This window comes from Paenibacillus ferrarius, from assembly GCF_002027705.1.
Lineage (GTDB): Bacteria > Bacillota > Bacilli > Paenibacillales > NBRC-103111 > Paenibacillus_E > Paenibacillus_E ferrarius.
In genome coordinates this window covers 76,299-90,542 of record NZ_MBTG01000001.1, presented here as the reverse complement: position 1 = coordinate 90,542, position 14,244 = coordinate 76,299, and the positions used below count along the sequence as shown (strand labels likewise).

Here is a 14,244-nt window from a genome sequence, read left to right as displayed (position 1 = left end):
CTTTTCTTTTTCTTTTGTTTCCGCGGCATAGATTCCAAACGATGTTGTATCAGAATAAAATAACTTTCTTGTCGGTATCAGCTCAATTTCAATATAACTATTAATAAATATACCATCTCCTAATATGTTTTTTTATTTTTATTCAATACCCAATAACTGATTCATCTTTCGCACTTTCTCAGGAGCCATTCCAGTCTTTCCCTTTATATATAAATTCACCATTGCTCTAGTTACACCTAGCTGCTTTGCAATCCAACTTTGTTTAATCCCCTTTGAATCAATAATTGATTTATAATCCATTCTCACCCTCCTTTCTTTACTACTGTTAAGCACACAATAAAAAATAGTGGAGCAAAAATCATGTCCCACTACAATACTAACACCATAAATATATATTGTAAATAATTATTTTTATTTTATACTAAAGGATTTCATCCCCAAAAGTCTTCCATATCAACATCGTGCCCCATACGTCTCAGTGCCCCAACGATTTTCCGCATTGTATTCTCGGTTGGATTAATATTAGTTTTTCCTTTGCACAGCAGCGAGATCCCATCTCTCGATAGTCCTGAACTATCTTTTAATTCTTCCTGAGTAATATCGTTATTATCCAAGAACTTCCCTAGTCTCGAACGATCTTTACCTAATCCGAACATATGCATCCATCCTTTTGTTTTTTTAATTAGGATGGACAAACTATTTGTTTTTTATACTAACTTTTGAAACAAGCATTGCAAACTTTCCGAAAAAAGTACAAGTAGACCCTATTGCTAGGGACAAAATGTCGAGTTTATAGTGAATTTATCGAAGCAAAGATATTATCCACTTAATATAAATCGCAGCAATAATCGTATAAATCACAGATAGATACTATCTAGATAGGAGGTAAGTAAAAATGCTAACTGTAGGTGCTGATATTGGCAAGTATCGTACAAAAATAAAATGGAAAGGTGGCGTACAGGGTCATTTAAGTAAGATTGCCACTTATAGAGAAATAAAAGATAACATTCAATTGGATGATAATAATCTAATCATTGAATACAACAATCAGATGTACTTTGCTGGAGATTTAGCAGATCGTGAGGGGCAGAACTTTCTTAATTCGGAGGATATGGGCAAATCAAATCTTGTTACACATTTGAATCTACTCGTAGAACTTTCGAGGTTGCCCTGTGACGTGTTTAACCTAGTAGTAGGGAATCCGTTTGGAATCAACACTAAGAAGGAACGAGAGAACCTTAAGAACCTACTTTCAGGATATAGAGAATTTAAAGTAAATGAAAAACCTTTTAAACTCCATATTCGAAATGTCGGAGTTTGTCCTGAAGGTCTTAGTGCTTATTATTCTGATGCAAACTTACCTGATGATTGCAACATATGGGATTTCGGCAGCTCTACTATTCATGGCATATCAGTAAGAAAGCGAAAACTTATTGATAAACGCTCTAAAACCTTTGAGTTTGGATTTGAATCAATGGTTGATCATGATTGTTCCTCATTAATGCTTTCACTAAAAAATCAAATGGAAAAGCGATGGAATGACAGCACAAGTAAGAAAATGCTGCTTATTGGAGGTAAGGCACCTGATATGTTCAAGTATGTTCGAGATATCTATCCTGAAAGCAATCCAACCATCCATAATAACTACGAATATGCCAATGCAATAGGAAACTTTGCACTAGGAGAGAGAGCATATGGATAATCAAAAACAAATTTGCCTGCAGGTCGCCTTGAATCCTGAGAACAAATCGCATATGGATTTATTGGAATGGATAGACGAAGAAACAAAAAATCGTAGCAGCTTTATCAGGGAGACGTTGTTTTTAAGAAAAATGGGTATGATAGGTAGTGCGAAGAGTGGCTTTTCAATGGACACAGTTCAAAATGATATAAGTGTCGATGATGTAATGAGCATTATTAACGTGTAAATGAGGTGAATACAAATGAAATCGAGAACTGGAGCAAAGCTATTGTTGTCCGCGGCAACTATCATTGTTTATGTTGCATTTCCACCATATCGTTATTGGGTAATGGGAGCATGGATGGTTTATAAAATAATAGATCATGGAAAGATGGTGAAACATAATGCTAATCAGAATCAACAACGCTCCGCTTGAAGTTGACTCATTTGCACAAACCTACATTGAAGCTTCAAATGAATTAACAAAAGTGATTACACAAAGCATTAATGTAGAGTTGTCTGTTGGTGGCTCACATCTTATAAGTGCAGACATGAATCCGATAAATGCACCACATTACATTATCAAAGCAATAAATCATTTAGTTGATTGGATTTTTTAACAAAAAGGAGAGTGTACTTCATGGCACAAACATTAATTAGAGAAATACTAGAAATTATGAAAAATGGTAGAGAACCATATTTAACAGATGATGGATGGGTGGAATTCTGGAGAATTGCATTAGAAGAGGAGCAAAACGCGGACTTATCTGCTTAGTCAAATAAAAATAATGGAGCGTGGTCGATATGAAAAATGTAAATATGGTGGAGTTTTTGATTGAATTACAAAAGCAAGGCGTTAATGTTTATCTCACACCGCAAGGTTTTGATAATATTCTTAACACGGTAAAAGATCAGGAAGTTGATTCTGACACAGAAAAACAAGTGGGTTAATCCGTATTCCCCAATCCCCTACTCACCTAATTACAAACAAACCGCCATTTTTCAGCCCCTTCCCCTACATATCGATCCCTATATTTTGGAAAATTGGCGGTTTAAGGTTTTATTATCCTCATTTCCTCCAAAACATTAGCCACCCTAACTAACTCTTCTCTAGTCAATCCAGTCTTCATCTCAATTTCAATAATATTTTCTTCAAATTCTATCTTCCATTTTGGTTTCCCAATCATTGTGGTAAATAGGTTATTAAAAAACATTAAATCACACTCCTTTTTATTCACTTAGAATGCTCATATTTTCGGTTTGTATACTCGGAGGTGTTTGGCAATGGAAACGGTAACTACAATTGCGGTTATAAAGTTAGGAATCAAGATATTCATTTTTATAGGTGGCGTTCTTGGAATCATATATGTTGAAAATCTTATAAATAAGAAACCATCCTTCAAAAAGAAAGGAGGAGGTATCCATGAAAACGATGCTCATAGCGAGATCACCGTCCGTTGATATCAAACCACTAGAGTTAAGACCAAGAGAATACGTAAAGATAAATTTTCTTGCCATTCTAGAGAGCGAGGTGAAATCAAACCCGAAGCAAGCGAAAAAGTTCAAAAATCTACTTTCCACAACGTCAATGGTGTGCTTGTCAATGTTAATGCTTGCAGATCCAACAATGGCAGAAACTATGGCTCCCACTCCAACACCACCCAATATAGACCCAGATTTAGTAAATACGCTGATCATTCTAATGTTGTCAGTGGCAGGATTGGGAGTGCTTGCTTCAGTTGTAGCCTTGATGCTAGCAGGAGTCTGGAAAATGTTTTTTGGGGGCTCTTCTGCAGATCAATGGCGACAGAACATTTACAGAGGATTAGCCCAAGTACTTCTCGCACCAGTCAGTGTTGCCTTGGTAGTTGGACTCGCAATGCTGCTGTTCTCTACGATACCAGCCTTTCATCCTCTCGTAAAACCAATTCAAGCTTGGTTTCAAATGTAACTAGGATTGCAGGCTTTGCATCTATTCCTTCATTCTCCGATATGATCTTTAATCCAAAGGGATTCATTCCGTTAGTAGCAGAACACAAAGATGAAATTGTCTCTGATGTGATTGATATAGCCGCTCCTCATTTCTCAATATCTGAGTGGCTAGGCATTAAATCAAAAATTGCAGAAATTGCTGATAATTTACATCAGCAAGCACTCTCAACACCTGATACAACAGATGACAAAATTGATTTCACTAAATTTCTATATGACCATGTGAACGCAGCGCCCCTAACTCACTACGCCCCTGAATGGTTTAAAGAAATTATCTTATACACAGTGGCGTTAGTAAATACTTCAACTCACAGTGCAATTCAATGGGGATTTAAGTCTGTCTATCAATTTGTATGTGATGTGGTGTTAATGACACCAGACTGGCTTTTCGAAGGATCTTGGTTTTCGGATGCAATTATTAAATTCACAACAGTGAATGTATCTCTTGTGACTATCCTTACGATGATTCAAGGAATAAAGTGCATATTTAATCGCAAGCACACATCCATGAAAAACATATTAAAGAGATTTCCTATCGCTTTATCTGTTTCAGCGGCCACACCACTCCTCTTCACGCAAGGTATTAAATGGCTTAACAAACTTACACATTTTATTACTGGTTTAGCTGGTGGGGAGATTGCAAGTAAAGATGTTGTGAGTATTTTTTCAACTTCAATAATGTTTGATTTCTTAAACGTACTATTAATGATCATTTTTTTAATACTTGTCATAGTACAATTCTTTCCCTTAATTACTTTTCATGGTCGTAGGTGGTTTAATATTCTAATTCAAGGCATCGTAACTCCCTTTTCAATGAGCTGCTATGTATTTGATGATACTCGTCATTATTTTGATACTTGGCTGGTATCTCTTAAAGACACTTGCAAGAAACAACTCATATATGCAGTATTTGTCTCATTATTGGGGATAGTTTTATTTGCAACTCCCAATCCAACAACTGCTACAGGGGTGATTTCAAAAATGATTTTAGCAATTGGTGGTATACACACACTCGCTCATCCACCAAGTGTTCTGACACAGTTAGCTGGAACAGATCGTGGCAGTGGAATGCTAGAGTCAGTTAAAGATATGAATAGTAAAAGGATAGCTGTGTGGAATAAAGCAAAAAAAATGAAAATCAAAAGTGAAAATGTAGCAATTAAATCCGCAGGAATCTTGGGTAATGTTTGGAGATGGATGAATAAATCTTAGGAGGTTGTATCATATGCTTACTGCTATTTTAATATTAAACGCTACTGCCCTATTGACCAATACAACTGTTGTAATAATTATTCTGTATCGAATTGGTGTAAGGGTGTTTAAAAATGAAATTAAACATCTTTAATGCGTCAGTTGACACATCTACTTTCATTTATGGTGATCTCACATTTGAATATGCTGAGTCCCTTCTATCTTCATCGGAGGGGACTCTTGGTTTAGAATGGCTTATTACAAGGCACAGGGTAAAAAAATACTTGTTCTCACAAATGGAGGACTTGGAACTAGAAAGAAAGCCGAAGTTGATGATTCAAACTGATCTAAAGGAACTATCATGTTATTCGTTGAGCAGTTATAAGCCAATATGTTTTCCTTTTCGTATGCAACTAGAAGAGAATATCATGAGTTCGATTATCAAATATACGGATAAAACTTTAGCTGATGAAAAGATCATCATTCAAATAATATTGAAGAAGGTTCAAGGTGTTGACTGGCAAATCGATTCTAAGCTCCAATACCACAGTTATATTAGTGGAATTGAGTTACCAACTAAGAATAAAGTAGTTAGGTCTATCCAACATCGTATACTCGAATTCCTACAGAATAAAGAAGAGTTTTTTGGAAAGAATCCCATGATCGAAGGAGCCGAACAGAAGTTCACCGAGGTAGGATATGAGACATATATTAGATTTGCCATATATGGTGGAAATAAAGAAAAGAGAAATCAATTAGCAGCAAAGGTTAAGTTAGGTTTTTCAATAATGAATTACTCGAACAGTTGGATTATGGGAATTCCGTTGAACAAAAGCAGGTTTATTAGAGATATAAATTTGAGGAGAACTCCATTTGTCCCAACACAGTTAATAATGTGTGTTTCAGAACTATTGCCCCTCTTCTCTTCGTTTGATGAAGAAGAGAAAATTGAGCAACTGATGGTTGCGCCAGAGGAAATAGAGACAAATGAAAATTCTCATGTTTACGAAATATTTCCTAGAGGTGAGAGAGTTGTAAGAGAAGATGATAAAAATGTAGCACAGAGATTCAATAAAGCATTTAAGAAATTAAACTTGATAAAAGACACCCAAATAAAAATTAACTCTATTCAACATGGATCAACTGTTCGAAGAATAAATTTCAATTTACCTGAAGGACTTAGATTATCACAGTTGCAAAAGTCTATTCCAGATATACAAACCGAACTCGCATTGAGTCACATTAATATAGAACAAGGGAAAGAGCCATCAACAGTTTCGGTTGTCATTCCCCAAGATGTAAGAGAAAAAGTATTCATCAGAGATTGTTTAGAGAATCCTGAATTTCAAAAATTCATTAAGAACAGTGAAATACCTTTTATTGCTGGCATTGGCTCCGATGGTGAGATTATTTATGATGACTTGACTCGGATTCGAAATTTGCTTATTGCTGGATCTCAGGGTTCAGGTAAGAGTGTGTTCCTGAATTGCTTATTAGTTATTATGATGTTGCTGAGATCGCCAAAACACCTCCAAATGCTACTTATCGATCCTAAGCAAGTTGAGTTGGCAGGCTATAGAAAATACCCTCATGTGATGGACGTTGTAACTGATAATAAAGAAGCATTCCTTTCACTTGTAGCAATGGTCGAAAAAATGGAGGATAGATATACTCTCCTCGCTAAGAAAGGATATAAAAATATTCAGCAGTTTAATAAAAATGAAAAGGAACGCCTCCCCTATATCGTTATTGTCATTGACGAATTAGCTGATTTGATAATGACAATGCCAGCCTTAGAAAAACAAATAATATTGTTGGCACAAAAATCGAGGGCTAGTGGAATCTATCTCATTGTTGCAACACAAAAGCCTCTCGCCACTGTAGTCACTTCTCTCATCAAAGGAAATATCCCATCTCGCGTTTGTTTCACTTGTGCTGATGGAACGAGTTATAAGGTTGCTTTAGATGAAGTTCCGAAGATGCAACTCTTAGGCCGAGGTGATGGACTACTGAGTTTTGAAGGAATTCAAGGATTAGTGAGATTCCAAGGTGCATTGATTGGCAGAGATGACGATGAGCAAGACCGAATCATCGAGCATTTGGCAGGATATTGGAAAGGAAACTTCAAGAAAGAGACGCTTAGTATAGATAGCGAGGCGGCACCTGAAGATGAAGATATGACTAAGTTGAAACGAACCATATTGGAAAGTGGAGAAACACGTGTAACTGTGTTGCAGAAGTGTCTTGGTGTGCGCTCAGAGAAAGTAAGCGAAATGATGATGTCTCTCGTTGATTTAGGGTGGTTGTTGAAGCATAGGTCTAAGGCAAAAGGCTATGAGATGGTATTAAGTGAGGATCAGAGAAAATCAGAACTTGCCAAAATCAAATGAAAGCAATCTTTCATTGGGAGCTGTGAACTGCAGCCCCTTTTCATTTTATAAAATAAAAATAACATTGACATCATTTGTAAATTCGTGGTAAGTTATTAGTGGGAGGTGATTAAAACCGTTTTACTAAAAGAAAAAAATAATTACAATAAATAGTTAAAAATAAAAATAAAAGAATAAAGGAGTTTAAATGATTAAATGAGAAAGAAACAACAACGAAGACAGGGATCTTCTATCTATACTTGGCAGGATGGCTACTGGGATTCAATAGTAGATTACAATGGAGAACACTATAGTTGGGAAGAATGGAACGAGGTAATTAAATGTAATACATATGATGATAGGTTATATTTGGAAGATTTGAATGATACATATGATGATGAGTTGATTATGTTGAAGAATAATACATATGAAAAATTGGAAATTAAATAATTAACCATTAGAGGAGGATTCTAATATTGACGGAATTGAGTAAGCCTGTATATATACCTTCAATTGAAGGTAGTGACATATTTAATTATATGTTTAGAGGTAGAGAACTTGAACTTAAATACATAGGTATGATTCCTTCGAGTCTCGAATTGAATAAGCTTATTGCGACAGGATTAAAGTTATCACCAAAGAAGGCAAATGGTAAATTAATATCTTCAGATATTATAAATGTAAAGTTCAAACAAAAAGTACACTCTGGCAATAGTCTCATTAAGAAATTAACTGCAAAAGTACATATGCTCGACGACAATAAATCTGACTATAAACAAAAACTGAGCGAATTCGTTCAATTAATTGAGTCACAAATTAAAGAAGAAAAGTGGCGCGAAGTATCCTATAGTGAATTAAGGAAGAAACTCTACACAGAAGGATTTATTTATAATGGTGTAAAATATGTTGTTTACAAAAGATCTAGTGCGAAGTCGAGAATTGGTCAGTGTCTTTTTATTAAAGAGAAATTGTATGATCCTATGATTAAATGGAGTCGCATGAACCTTGAATTTAGAAACAGGCCACAAGCAGATGAAGTTGATTTCCCCTCTCTTCTCGCCTATGAAAGCCTTGTTGGATCATCAATTGAAAGCACAGTAACAATTCATCCAAATAATATATTGATGTTAGAAGATGTTGAAAGTAAATTTACTCGAATTTCAAATGTTGTTCGTACTGGCAAAGATGGGTACTTAGACAGTTTCACAGAAGAATCAGAAATTAGAAATAGTTTATTTGACGGAGAGTCACTTCTCGATGCTATGTATTTTTCCGATGGTAAGTCAATGATGTTGCTAAGAAACCATATGTTTAAAAGTGCCGCATTCAACTGCAACATACAGGAATTCTTAAGGTCTAAATGTCCTAATGGCATTAAATACGAAGACTGGAAACTGCAAAGCATGTTTAAAGGTGAAAAGGTATTCGCTAAAGACATCCATCTTATAACAACACCGAGTAGCCTTAAAGCTTTGAAATTCAACAAAATAGTAGGATCTCCCAAGAAGATGTGGGATTATTGGAAGAGAATTGTTATCAAGGATAAATGTGTGTTCGGAGTATGCAAGAATGAAAAAAAATCTAAACTTGGATTCGGAAGTGATGGAAACATAATCCAGCAGACTAGTTACCAAATGTTAAATTCTCTCCCTATGACTAAAGAAGATGTGGCAAAATTTACAGAACTAGAGAAAGAATTTATAGATCAATTAAAAAACAATGATGATTTCTTTGCTGCCTACATAAGAGATAATGCTAACGATATAAATTGCAATAAAATGTTTGCAGATTTGTATGAGCATAATGACGAAATATCTCAGACGAAAATATTCAGAAAATTTAGAACAGAGATAATAAATGGACATGTAACGCATATTAAAAACGGCAAGGTTAGACTCCGCGGAGATTACTGTGTAATGCTGGGCAATCCCATGGAGTTCTTATATCATGCTATAGGAGAACTCAATATAAAGAATCCAAAATCTTTGGCCTTGAATTATAATGAAGTATATACCACAATGTTCGACTTTAAAGAGATCACAGGATTTCGAAATCCGCATACAAGTCCAAGCAATGTTCTAGTTGCAAATAATATAAACAATAAAGATATAGAAAATTATTTTAACTTAACGGACAATATAGTGTGCGTTAATGCTATAGGATTTCCCCTTCAAGACATATTGTCTGGATGTGATTATGACTCAGACACTGTGCTATTAATTGATAACGACCACTTATTGTCTATCAGTAAAAAGCTATTTGAAAAGTATAATGTCTGTATAAACAAAGTAAAAAGTAGCAAAAAGAAATATAAAGTTTCTAATGAAGATATGGCTATCATTGATAACGAACTGTCCAACAGTCAAAGATATATTGGCAGAACAGTAAATACAGGACAGTTGTGTATGTCGAGGTATTGGGACTTGCTGAATAATGGACACTCAGAGAGCGAATTGATTGGACTGATGAAAAAAGTGGATGTTGTTACAGTACTATCGGGGATATGCATAGATCTTGCAAAAAAAATGTTTGATATCAATATTAATAAAGAAATTGATTATGTTAGTAAGACGAGTGAACTTAAAAAAGAAAAACCTCTGTTCTGGAAGTATGTTAGTCAAAATAGAGATATTGAAACAACAAAATATGATTGTCCAATGGACTTACTCTTCGAAGAAATGACAGGACTGAGTTACGCAGATCGGAAAAATGACATCCCCATAAAAGACCTTCTCGTAAATTATGATATCAAAGACAGTCTTCGCAGGCAGGAGTCGAGGGTTTTTAGTTATGTAGAGAATATGGTTTCTAAAATTAACAATACATATGCAAGCAATCTAACTGAAGAAGAAACAGACAGAAGGGTTGACGATATTGTCAAATACTATAAGTTTTATATTGATAAACTTAAAATGAGCAATGAAACGATGTATGCAATCTTATTAAAATTATCAAAAAACAAGAAGGATAAAATTGCATCTAGACTTCTAAGCGTATTGCATGCATCACATAAAAACCTGTTTTTATCAGCTTTTTCATCAAAATTTACACACTTATAAAGTAAAAATAATAAAAAATACCTTATAAACACTAGGTTTTCAGCTATCTACAATCATTGCCATATGATAGTGATGCTACATGGTTTATTAATATCATATAGTATTTAACTGAAATACGAAAAATACAAAATAAAACAATCCAAAGGGAGATATTAAAATGAACAAATCCGAACTTATCAATGTAGTAGTAGAAAAAACAGACATGACTAAAAAAGATGTTACGCTTGCACTAGAAACAACCTTGGAAGTCATTACTGAGACTTTAGCATCTGGCGATTCTGTAAAACTTGTTGGTTTCGGAAATTTCGAAACACGTAAACGTAGTGCTCGTAAAGGGCGAAACCCTCAATCAGGAGCAGAAATCGAAATTCCTGAAAGTAAAAATGCTGCATGGAAACCAGCAAAAGCAGTCAAAGACGCGGTAAATAAATAATAAATCATTCCTTCTATTGTACATATTCAAGCCCACTGATAGGGCAAACCCAAGAGGGCGATCACTTAAAAGTGGTTGCTCTCCTCCCCATTCTATTTACCTGAGAGGTAATTGCCTATGAGAAGAAAAATTTATGTTTTAGACACGAATGTCATCCTAAATGACGCACTAGGTATGTACTCATTTGGCGAACACGATGTAGTTCTCCCTTCTGTCTTATTGGAGGAAGTAGATAGTAAAAAGAAACTGATGGATGGCATTGGACTGAATGCAAGACACTTTTCCCGAGAGTTAGACAAACTACGTGAGCGAGGAATGTTGCATGAAGGTGTCTTTCTTGATAATGGTGGAACTCTTAAAGTTGTAATCCATAAACCTGACTCTGTAGTATTCGAAACATTTTTAGATGATAAAAATGACAACGCAATTATTGCAGTAGCTCACCAACTAAAAGAAGACAATCCAGATGCAGAAGTAATCATGGTATCAAAAGACACATTGGTTCGCATTAAATCGGATATTGTTTCAGTTAGGGCTGAGGATTATCAACATGATAAAGTTGTTTCTTCAGAAGATGAGCTATATAAGGGACTCAGCACACTATATGTAGAAGATGAAATCATTGACGGATTCTATAATGATAAATCGGTGAAAGCCAGCAAGGAGTTTAAGGACTTTCCAGAAAATCATTCATTCATTTTAAAATCATTTGATGAACGGAAAAGTGCTCTTTGCAGAAAGATTAAGAATAAATTGACTCCTCTCTACAACTATAGTGAGAAAGAACAAGTCTTTGGGATTAATGCTCGTAATGTTGAACAAAGACTGGCTTTGGAACTATTGCTTGATGACTCTGTTCCTCTAGTTACGCTGTCTGGCAAGGCAGGTACGGGTAAAACCCTTATTGCGTTAGCTGTTGCGCTTAAAAAGACATTAGATGATCGTAAGTACACACGAATCCTTGTAGCGCGTCCTGTCGTGCCAATGGGCAAGGACATTGGATATTTGCCCGGCGAAAAAGAGGAAAAACTTCGTCCATGGATGCAACCCATTTATGATAACTTAGAGCATTTGTTCAATTGCAAAAGTGAGGCTGAGTTAAATAAAACCCTCACAGGATATGAGGATGTTATTAAAGTTGAAGCACTAACATATATTCGCGGACGCAGTATTCCCAATCAGTTCATTATTATTGACGAGGCACAAAATCTAAATAAGCATGAAGTTAAAACTATCGCAACTCGTATTGGTGAGGGCAGTAAAATCGTACTCTTAGGCGACCCTGACCAAATTGATTCGCCTTATTTAGACAAGTTTTCCAACGGGCTAACACACATTATTGAAACCATGAAGGAAGTAAAAGAAGCAGGACATATGACATTAAGTAAAGGCGAAAGATCTACTCTCGCTCAACTTTGCGCGGATATGCTTTAAAAAAATAAAAATAATTTTAGGGAGATGTTTTATAAATGGCTAAAAGAAATAATTCGGTTTCATTCAAAGGTTTACTTGATGTCGATAATATGACTATCACCGAAGAAACGAAAGATGGGATTTTTGTTTATAGTGTTCTTGAAGCATTGCGTGAATACGATGGTAAAGAAGCAACCTTCTCACTTAAAGAAGATACATCTATTAAACCATTAGAATCAGATGGTGAGGAGGAGTAATTTGAATGACTTCTCCTTCCGACGTCAAACGAAAGCAAAATGAGTCTCCAATTGACTACAAATACAGAATCTGTCGTGACCGCGAATTGCTCGGCATTGAAACTTGGTATGATGTAGCCAATCTCCTTAATAAAGAGTTTGAAGCAAATTGGACTGAATCTACATATCGCAAATGGTTTACTAATTTTCAAAGTGGTGTCGAATATAGTAAGTCTCAACTAAGCAATAATGAGTATTTGCAAGAAATCGAAGATAAGACACTCGAACTTGAGAAAAAGACTTGGCAATTTAGAGATCAAAAACGTGAGCGTACCAATGCTGTGAGAGCACAGGCACGATTTGAACATTTGAAGAATGAAATCGACAAATCTATAGCAAGCTTGAAGAATGAAAAACCACTAAATTTTCAGACCCCTCCCTTCCCTTCTATAGTCAATAAAGGGAAAAAAGCTGTTTTATTGGTAAGTGACTGGCACTATGGAGCCGATTTTAGTAATAGCCTCAATACATACAATCCTTCTGTGTTTCGCTCTAGAGTTGAACAGTTGACAACAAAAGCACTTACATATGCCGAACGTAATAATGTAACAGACTTAGTTCTTGCTAATCTAGGAGATCAAGTTAATGGGCTGATACATGTTTCTTCTCGTGTTCAAGCATCTGAAGATGTCATTAGACAAACTCAAGTAGTGTCAGAGGTATTGGCAGAAATGACTGCTAAATTCTCTGGCATTTTTAATACAGTCAAAGTGATTAACATCTGTGGAAATCATGCTAGAACAATCGGAAATAAAACTGAGTCTGTAATGAAGGAAAACTTTGAAAAGTTAGTTCCTTGGTATCTAGAGTCTCGGTTGAAGGATTTTAAGAATGTTGAAATCTTAATTGACGCAGACGGATATTATATCGATGAGGTTGAAGGTGAAAAGTTTGTTTATGTTCATGGAGATTTGGATTATGTAAGTTCTGCTGCGAAAACATTGCCGCAAATGCTTGGTATTATACCTAAATTCTTGTTTTCAGGACACATTCACCATAACCATGTAAAAGAACATGGACGTACAACACATATTGTTTCGGGCAGTTTAATGGGCGTAGATGATTATGCAATCTCTAAACGTTTCTATGCTGAACCTATGCAGAAATTCTTGATTTTAGATGGGTCAAATATTGAATGCTCATATGACATTAAAGTGAAGTGATGATATGCCTAATGGCCATAATATCCCAATAAATGTTATCCTCTTACCTGACTTAATTGATGAGTATGAGAGTCTTGTTGACGTTTATGTGGAAATAATTAATGAATGCAAATCATCTACAGAAGTTCGCGCAGCATTAAAGATGATTGTTGAAGAAGCTGAAGAGTTAAACACTAAGAAAGTGTTTGTTCACCTTATTCAAAGTTTGGCTGAATTAATGGACTACAAATTGAAATATTAAGATGGCATGTATGCCGTTAATGGCAGACCTCTACCCTTCTATATTCAGGAGGGATAATTTATGGGATTTTTAATTATTGGTTTAATTGTAGGAGTAGTCGCGGATAGATATGTGCTTCCATTGTGTGATATGTTGCTTGAACTTATTAGCCAATGCGCAGCTAGAAAGAGTACTTCAATTCAAATTGATACTAATCTTATGTCTCTAGATTATCAAGAGATTGCTGATCAAGGTGGCAACCTGTCACCTGCTATTGGCTTTTTAAGTGATAAACAAGACGAAGATGAGAATTTGCTAGATGAGGAAGAATACCTCAGAAATACAATTGGGTTTATCAAATAAAAGTGTAATTTTATAGGCTTCTCAAAAAAGAGAGCCTCTTCTAAAGTAATCGATATTTCGGAAA

Annotated in this window: 20 protein-coding genes; 17 read left to right on the top strand and 3 right to left on the bottom strand. The window is 35.3% G+C overall.

Annotated elements, in window-relative coordinates; genetic code table 11:
• Nucleotides 1-138: 138 nt before the first annotated feature.
• The gene (locus tag BC351_RS41310; protein WP_144028212.1) at nucleotides 139-300 is read right to left on the bottom strand and encodes a helix-turn-helix domain-containing protein; all 162 of its coding nucleotides are present in this window, start codon (nucleotides 298-300) and stop codon (nucleotides 139-141) included.
• Nucleotides 301-431: 131 nt separating this feature from the next.
• On the bottom strand, nucleotides 432-656 hold the full coding sequence (locus BC351_RS00460) for a helix-turn-helix domain-containing protein (RefSeq protein ID WP_079408742.1): 225 nt from the start codon (nucleotides 654-656) through the stop codon (nucleotides 432-434).
• A gap of 239 nt (nucleotides 657-895) precedes the next feature.
• Between BC351_RS00460 and BC351_RS00455 the strand changes: the two genes are divergently transcribed.
• From BC351_RS00455 to BC351_RS41980, 5 genes are all read left to right on the top strand, one after another.
• Nucleotides 896-1,702, top strand: a complete 807-nt coding sequence (locus tag BC351_RS00455) for a ParM/StbA family protein (protein WP_079408741.1) — start codon at nucleotides 896-898, stop codon at nucleotides 1,700-1,702.
• Complete coding sequence (locus BC351_RS00450; protein WP_079408740.1) at nucleotides 1,695-1,928, top strand: hypothetical protein; 234 nt, start codon at nucleotides 1,695-1,697, stop codon at nucleotides 1,926-1,928. The genes BC351_RS00455 and BC351_RS00450 overlap by 8 nt, the downstream gene beginning before the upstream one ends.
• Before the next feature lie 157 nt (nucleotides 1,929-2,085).
• Nucleotides 2,086-2,301, top strand: coding sequence for a hypothetical protein (locus BC351_RS00445; RefSeq protein WP_079408739.1), 216 nt, complete (start codon nucleotides 2,086-2,088; stop codon nucleotides 2,299-2,301).
• Nucleotides 2,302-2,321: 20 nt separating this feature from the next.
• A complete protein-coding gene (locus tag BC351_RS43785) occupies nucleotides 2,322-2,456 on the top strand; it encodes a hypothetical protein (protein ID WP_279628288.1) in 135 nt (44 codons plus the stop codon).
• Nucleotides 2,457-2,485: 29 nt separating this feature from the next.
• Nucleotides 2,486-2,632 (top strand): hypothetical protein, encoded by a 147-nt coding sequence (locus BC351_RS41980; protein ID WP_158081939.1) that lies wholly within the window; start codon nucleotides 2,486-2,488, stop codon nucleotides 2,630-2,632.
• A gap of 101 nt (nucleotides 2,633-2,733) precedes the next feature.
• On the opposite strand, the gene BC351_RS41305 is transcribed toward BC351_RS41980, so the two are convergent.
• On the bottom strand, nucleotides 2,734-2,919 hold the full coding sequence (locus tag BC351_RS41305) for a hypothetical protein (RefSeq protein WP_144028211.1): 186 nt from the start codon (nucleotides 2,917-2,919) through the stop codon (nucleotides 2,734-2,736).
• A 46-nt stretch (nucleotides 2,920-2,965) separates the two neighbouring features.
• Between BC351_RS41305 and BC351_RS41975 the strand changes: the two genes are divergently transcribed.
• The 12 genes from BC351_RS41975 (at nucleotide 2,966) to BC351_RS00390 (ending at nucleotide 14,180) form a co-directional block, all read left to right on the top strand.
• Nucleotides 2,966-3,142, top strand: coding sequence for a hypothetical protein (locus BC351_RS41975; protein ID WP_158081938.1), 177 nt, complete (start codon nucleotides 2,966-2,968; stop codon nucleotides 3,140-3,142).
• The gene (locus tag BC351_RS00440; RefSeq protein ID WP_079408738.1) at nucleotides 3,105-3,632 is read left to right on the top strand and encodes a hypothetical protein; all 528 of its coding nucleotides are present in this window, start codon (nucleotides 3,105-3,107) and stop codon (nucleotides 3,630-3,632) included. The genes BC351_RS41975 and BC351_RS00440 overlap by 38 nt, the downstream gene beginning before the upstream one ends.
• On the top strand, nucleotides 3,617-4,885 hold the full coding sequence (locus BC351_RS00435; RefSeq protein WP_144028210.1) for a hypothetical protein: 1,269 nt from the start codon (nucleotides 3,617-3,619) through the stop codon (nucleotides 4,883-4,885). The genes BC351_RS00440 and BC351_RS00435 overlap by 16 nt, the downstream gene beginning before the upstream one ends.
• Before the next feature lie 113 nt (nucleotides 4,886-4,998).
• A complete protein-coding gene (locus BC351_RS00430; RefSeq protein WP_079408736.1) occupies nucleotides 4,999-7,254 on the top strand; it encodes an FtsK/SpoIIIE domain-containing protein in 2,256 nt (751 codons plus the stop codon).
• Nucleotides 7,255-7,449: 195 nt separating this feature from the next.
• Nucleotides 7,450-7,683 carry a hypothetical protein gene (locus tag BC351_RS00425; protein WP_079408735.1) on the top strand — a complete coding sequence of 78 codons (234 nt, stop codon included), beginning with the start codon at nucleotides 7,450-7,452 and terminating at the stop codon, nucleotides 7,681-7,683.
• Nucleotides 7,684-7,709: 26 nt separating this feature from the next.
• Nucleotides 7,710-10,292 (top strand): hypothetical protein, encoded by a 2,583-nt coding sequence (locus BC351_RS00420; protein WP_244208844.1) that lies wholly within the window; start codon nucleotides 7,710-7,712, stop codon nucleotides 10,290-10,292.
• Nucleotides 10,293-10,449: 157 nt separating this feature from the next.
• On the top strand, nucleotides 10,450-10,725 hold the full coding sequence (locus BC351_RS00415; RefSeq protein ID WP_079408733.1) for an HU family DNA-binding protein: 276 nt from the start codon (nucleotides 10,450-10,452) through the stop codon (nucleotides 10,723-10,725).
• A 117-nt stretch (nucleotides 10,726-10,842) separates the two neighbouring features.
• Nucleotides 10,843-12,159 carry a PhoH family protein gene (locus tag BC351_RS00410; protein WP_079408732.1) on the top strand — a complete coding sequence of 439 codons (1,317 nt, stop codon included), beginning with the start codon at nucleotides 10,843-10,845 and terminating at the stop codon, nucleotides 12,157-12,159.
• Nucleotides 12,160-12,194: 35 nt separating this feature from the next.
• Entirely contained in the window at nucleotides 12,195-12,395 is a 201-nt protein-coding gene (locus BC351_RS00405) for a YonK family protein (protein WP_079408731.1), read from the top strand.
• Nucleotides 12,396-12,400: 5 nt separating this feature from the next.
• Nucleotides 12,401-13,597, top strand: coding sequence for a metallophosphoesterase family protein (locus tag BC351_RS00400; protein WP_079408730.1), 1,197 nt, complete (start codon nucleotides 12,401-12,403; stop codon nucleotides 13,595-13,597).
• 4 nt (nucleotides 13,598-13,601) lie between these two features.
• On the top strand, nucleotides 13,602-13,838 hold the full coding sequence (locus tag BC351_RS00395; protein ID WP_079408729.1) for a hypothetical protein: 237 nt from the start codon (nucleotides 13,602-13,604) through the stop codon (nucleotides 13,836-13,838).
• Nucleotides 13,839-13,898: 60 nt separating this feature from the next.
• Complete coding sequence (locus tag BC351_RS00390) at nucleotides 13,899-14,180, top strand: hypothetical protein (protein ID WP_079408728.1); 282 nt, start codon at nucleotides 13,899-13,901, stop codon at nucleotides 14,178-14,180.
• The last annotated feature ends 64 nt before the right edge of the window (nucleotides 14,181-14,244 follow it).

Excerpts from the sequence above, each read along its gene's own strand:
- BC351_RS43785 (WP_279628288.1), top strand. The coding sequence starts at position 2,322 with ATGGCACAAACATTAATTAGAGAAATACTAGAAATTATGAAAAATGGT.
- BC351_RS41310 (WP_144028212.1), bottom strand. The coding sequence starts at position 300 with ATGGATTATAAATCAATTATTGATTCAAAGGGGATTAAACAAAGTTGG.
- BC351_RS00455 (WP_079408741.1), top strand. The coding sequence starts at position 896 with ATGCTAACTGTAGGTGCTGATATTGGCAAGTATCGTACAAAAATAAAA.
- BC351_RS00460 (WP_079408742.1), bottom strand. The coding sequence starts at position 656 with ATGTTCGGATTAGGTAAAGATCGTTCGAGACTAGGGAAGTTCTTGGAT.
- BC351_RS41975 (WP_158081938.1), top strand. The coding sequence starts at position 2,966 with ATGGAAACGGTAACTACAATTGCGGTTATAAAGTTAGGAATCAAGATA.
- BC351_RS00390 (WP_079408728.1), top strand. The coding sequence starts at position 13,899 with ATGGGATTTTTAATTATTGGTTTAATTGTAGGAGTAGTCGCGGATAGA.
- BC351_RS41980 (WP_158081939.1), top strand. The coding sequence starts at position 2,486 with ATGAAAAATGTAAATATGGTGGAGTTTTTGATTGAATTACAAAAGCAA.
- BC351_RS00415 (WP_079408733.1), top strand. The coding sequence starts at position 10,450 with ATGAACAAATCCGAACTTATCAATGTAGTAGTAGAAAAAACAGACATG.
- BC351_RS00445 (WP_079408739.1), top strand. The coding sequence starts at position 2,086 with ATGCTAATCAGAATCAACAACGCTCCGCTTGAAGTTGACTCATTTGCA.
- BC351_RS00395 (WP_079408729.1), top strand. The coding sequence starts at position 13,602 with ATGCCTAATGGCCATAATATCCCAATAAATGTTATCCTCTTACCTGAC.
- BC351_RS00425 (WP_079408735.1), top strand. The coding sequence starts at position 7,450 with ATGAGAAAGAAACAACAACGAAGACAGGGATCTTCTATCTATACTTGG.
- BC351_RS00410 (WP_079408732.1), top strand. The coding sequence starts at position 10,843 with ATGAGAAGAAAAATTTATGTTTTAGACACGAATGTCATCCTAAATGAC.
- BC351_RS00400 (WP_079408730.1), top strand. The coding sequence starts at position 12,401 with ATGACTTCTCCTTCCGACGTCAAACGAAAGCAAAATGAGTCTCCAATT.
- BC351_RS00405 (WP_079408731.1), top strand. The coding sequence starts at position 12,195 with ATGGCTAAAAGAAATAATTCGGTTTCATTCAAAGGTTTACTTGATGTC.
- BC351_RS00450 (WP_079408740.1), top strand. The coding sequence starts at position 1,695 with ATGGATAATCAAAAACAAATTTGCCTGCAGGTCGCCTTGAATCCTGAG.
- BC351_RS00440 (WP_079408738.1), top strand. The coding sequence starts at position 3,105 with ATGAAAACGATGCTCATAGCGAGATCACCGTCCGTTGATATCAAACCA.
- BC351_RS00430 (WP_079408736.1), top strand. The coding sequence starts at position 4,999 with ATGAAATTAAACATCTTTAATGCGTCAGTTGACACATCTACTTTCATT.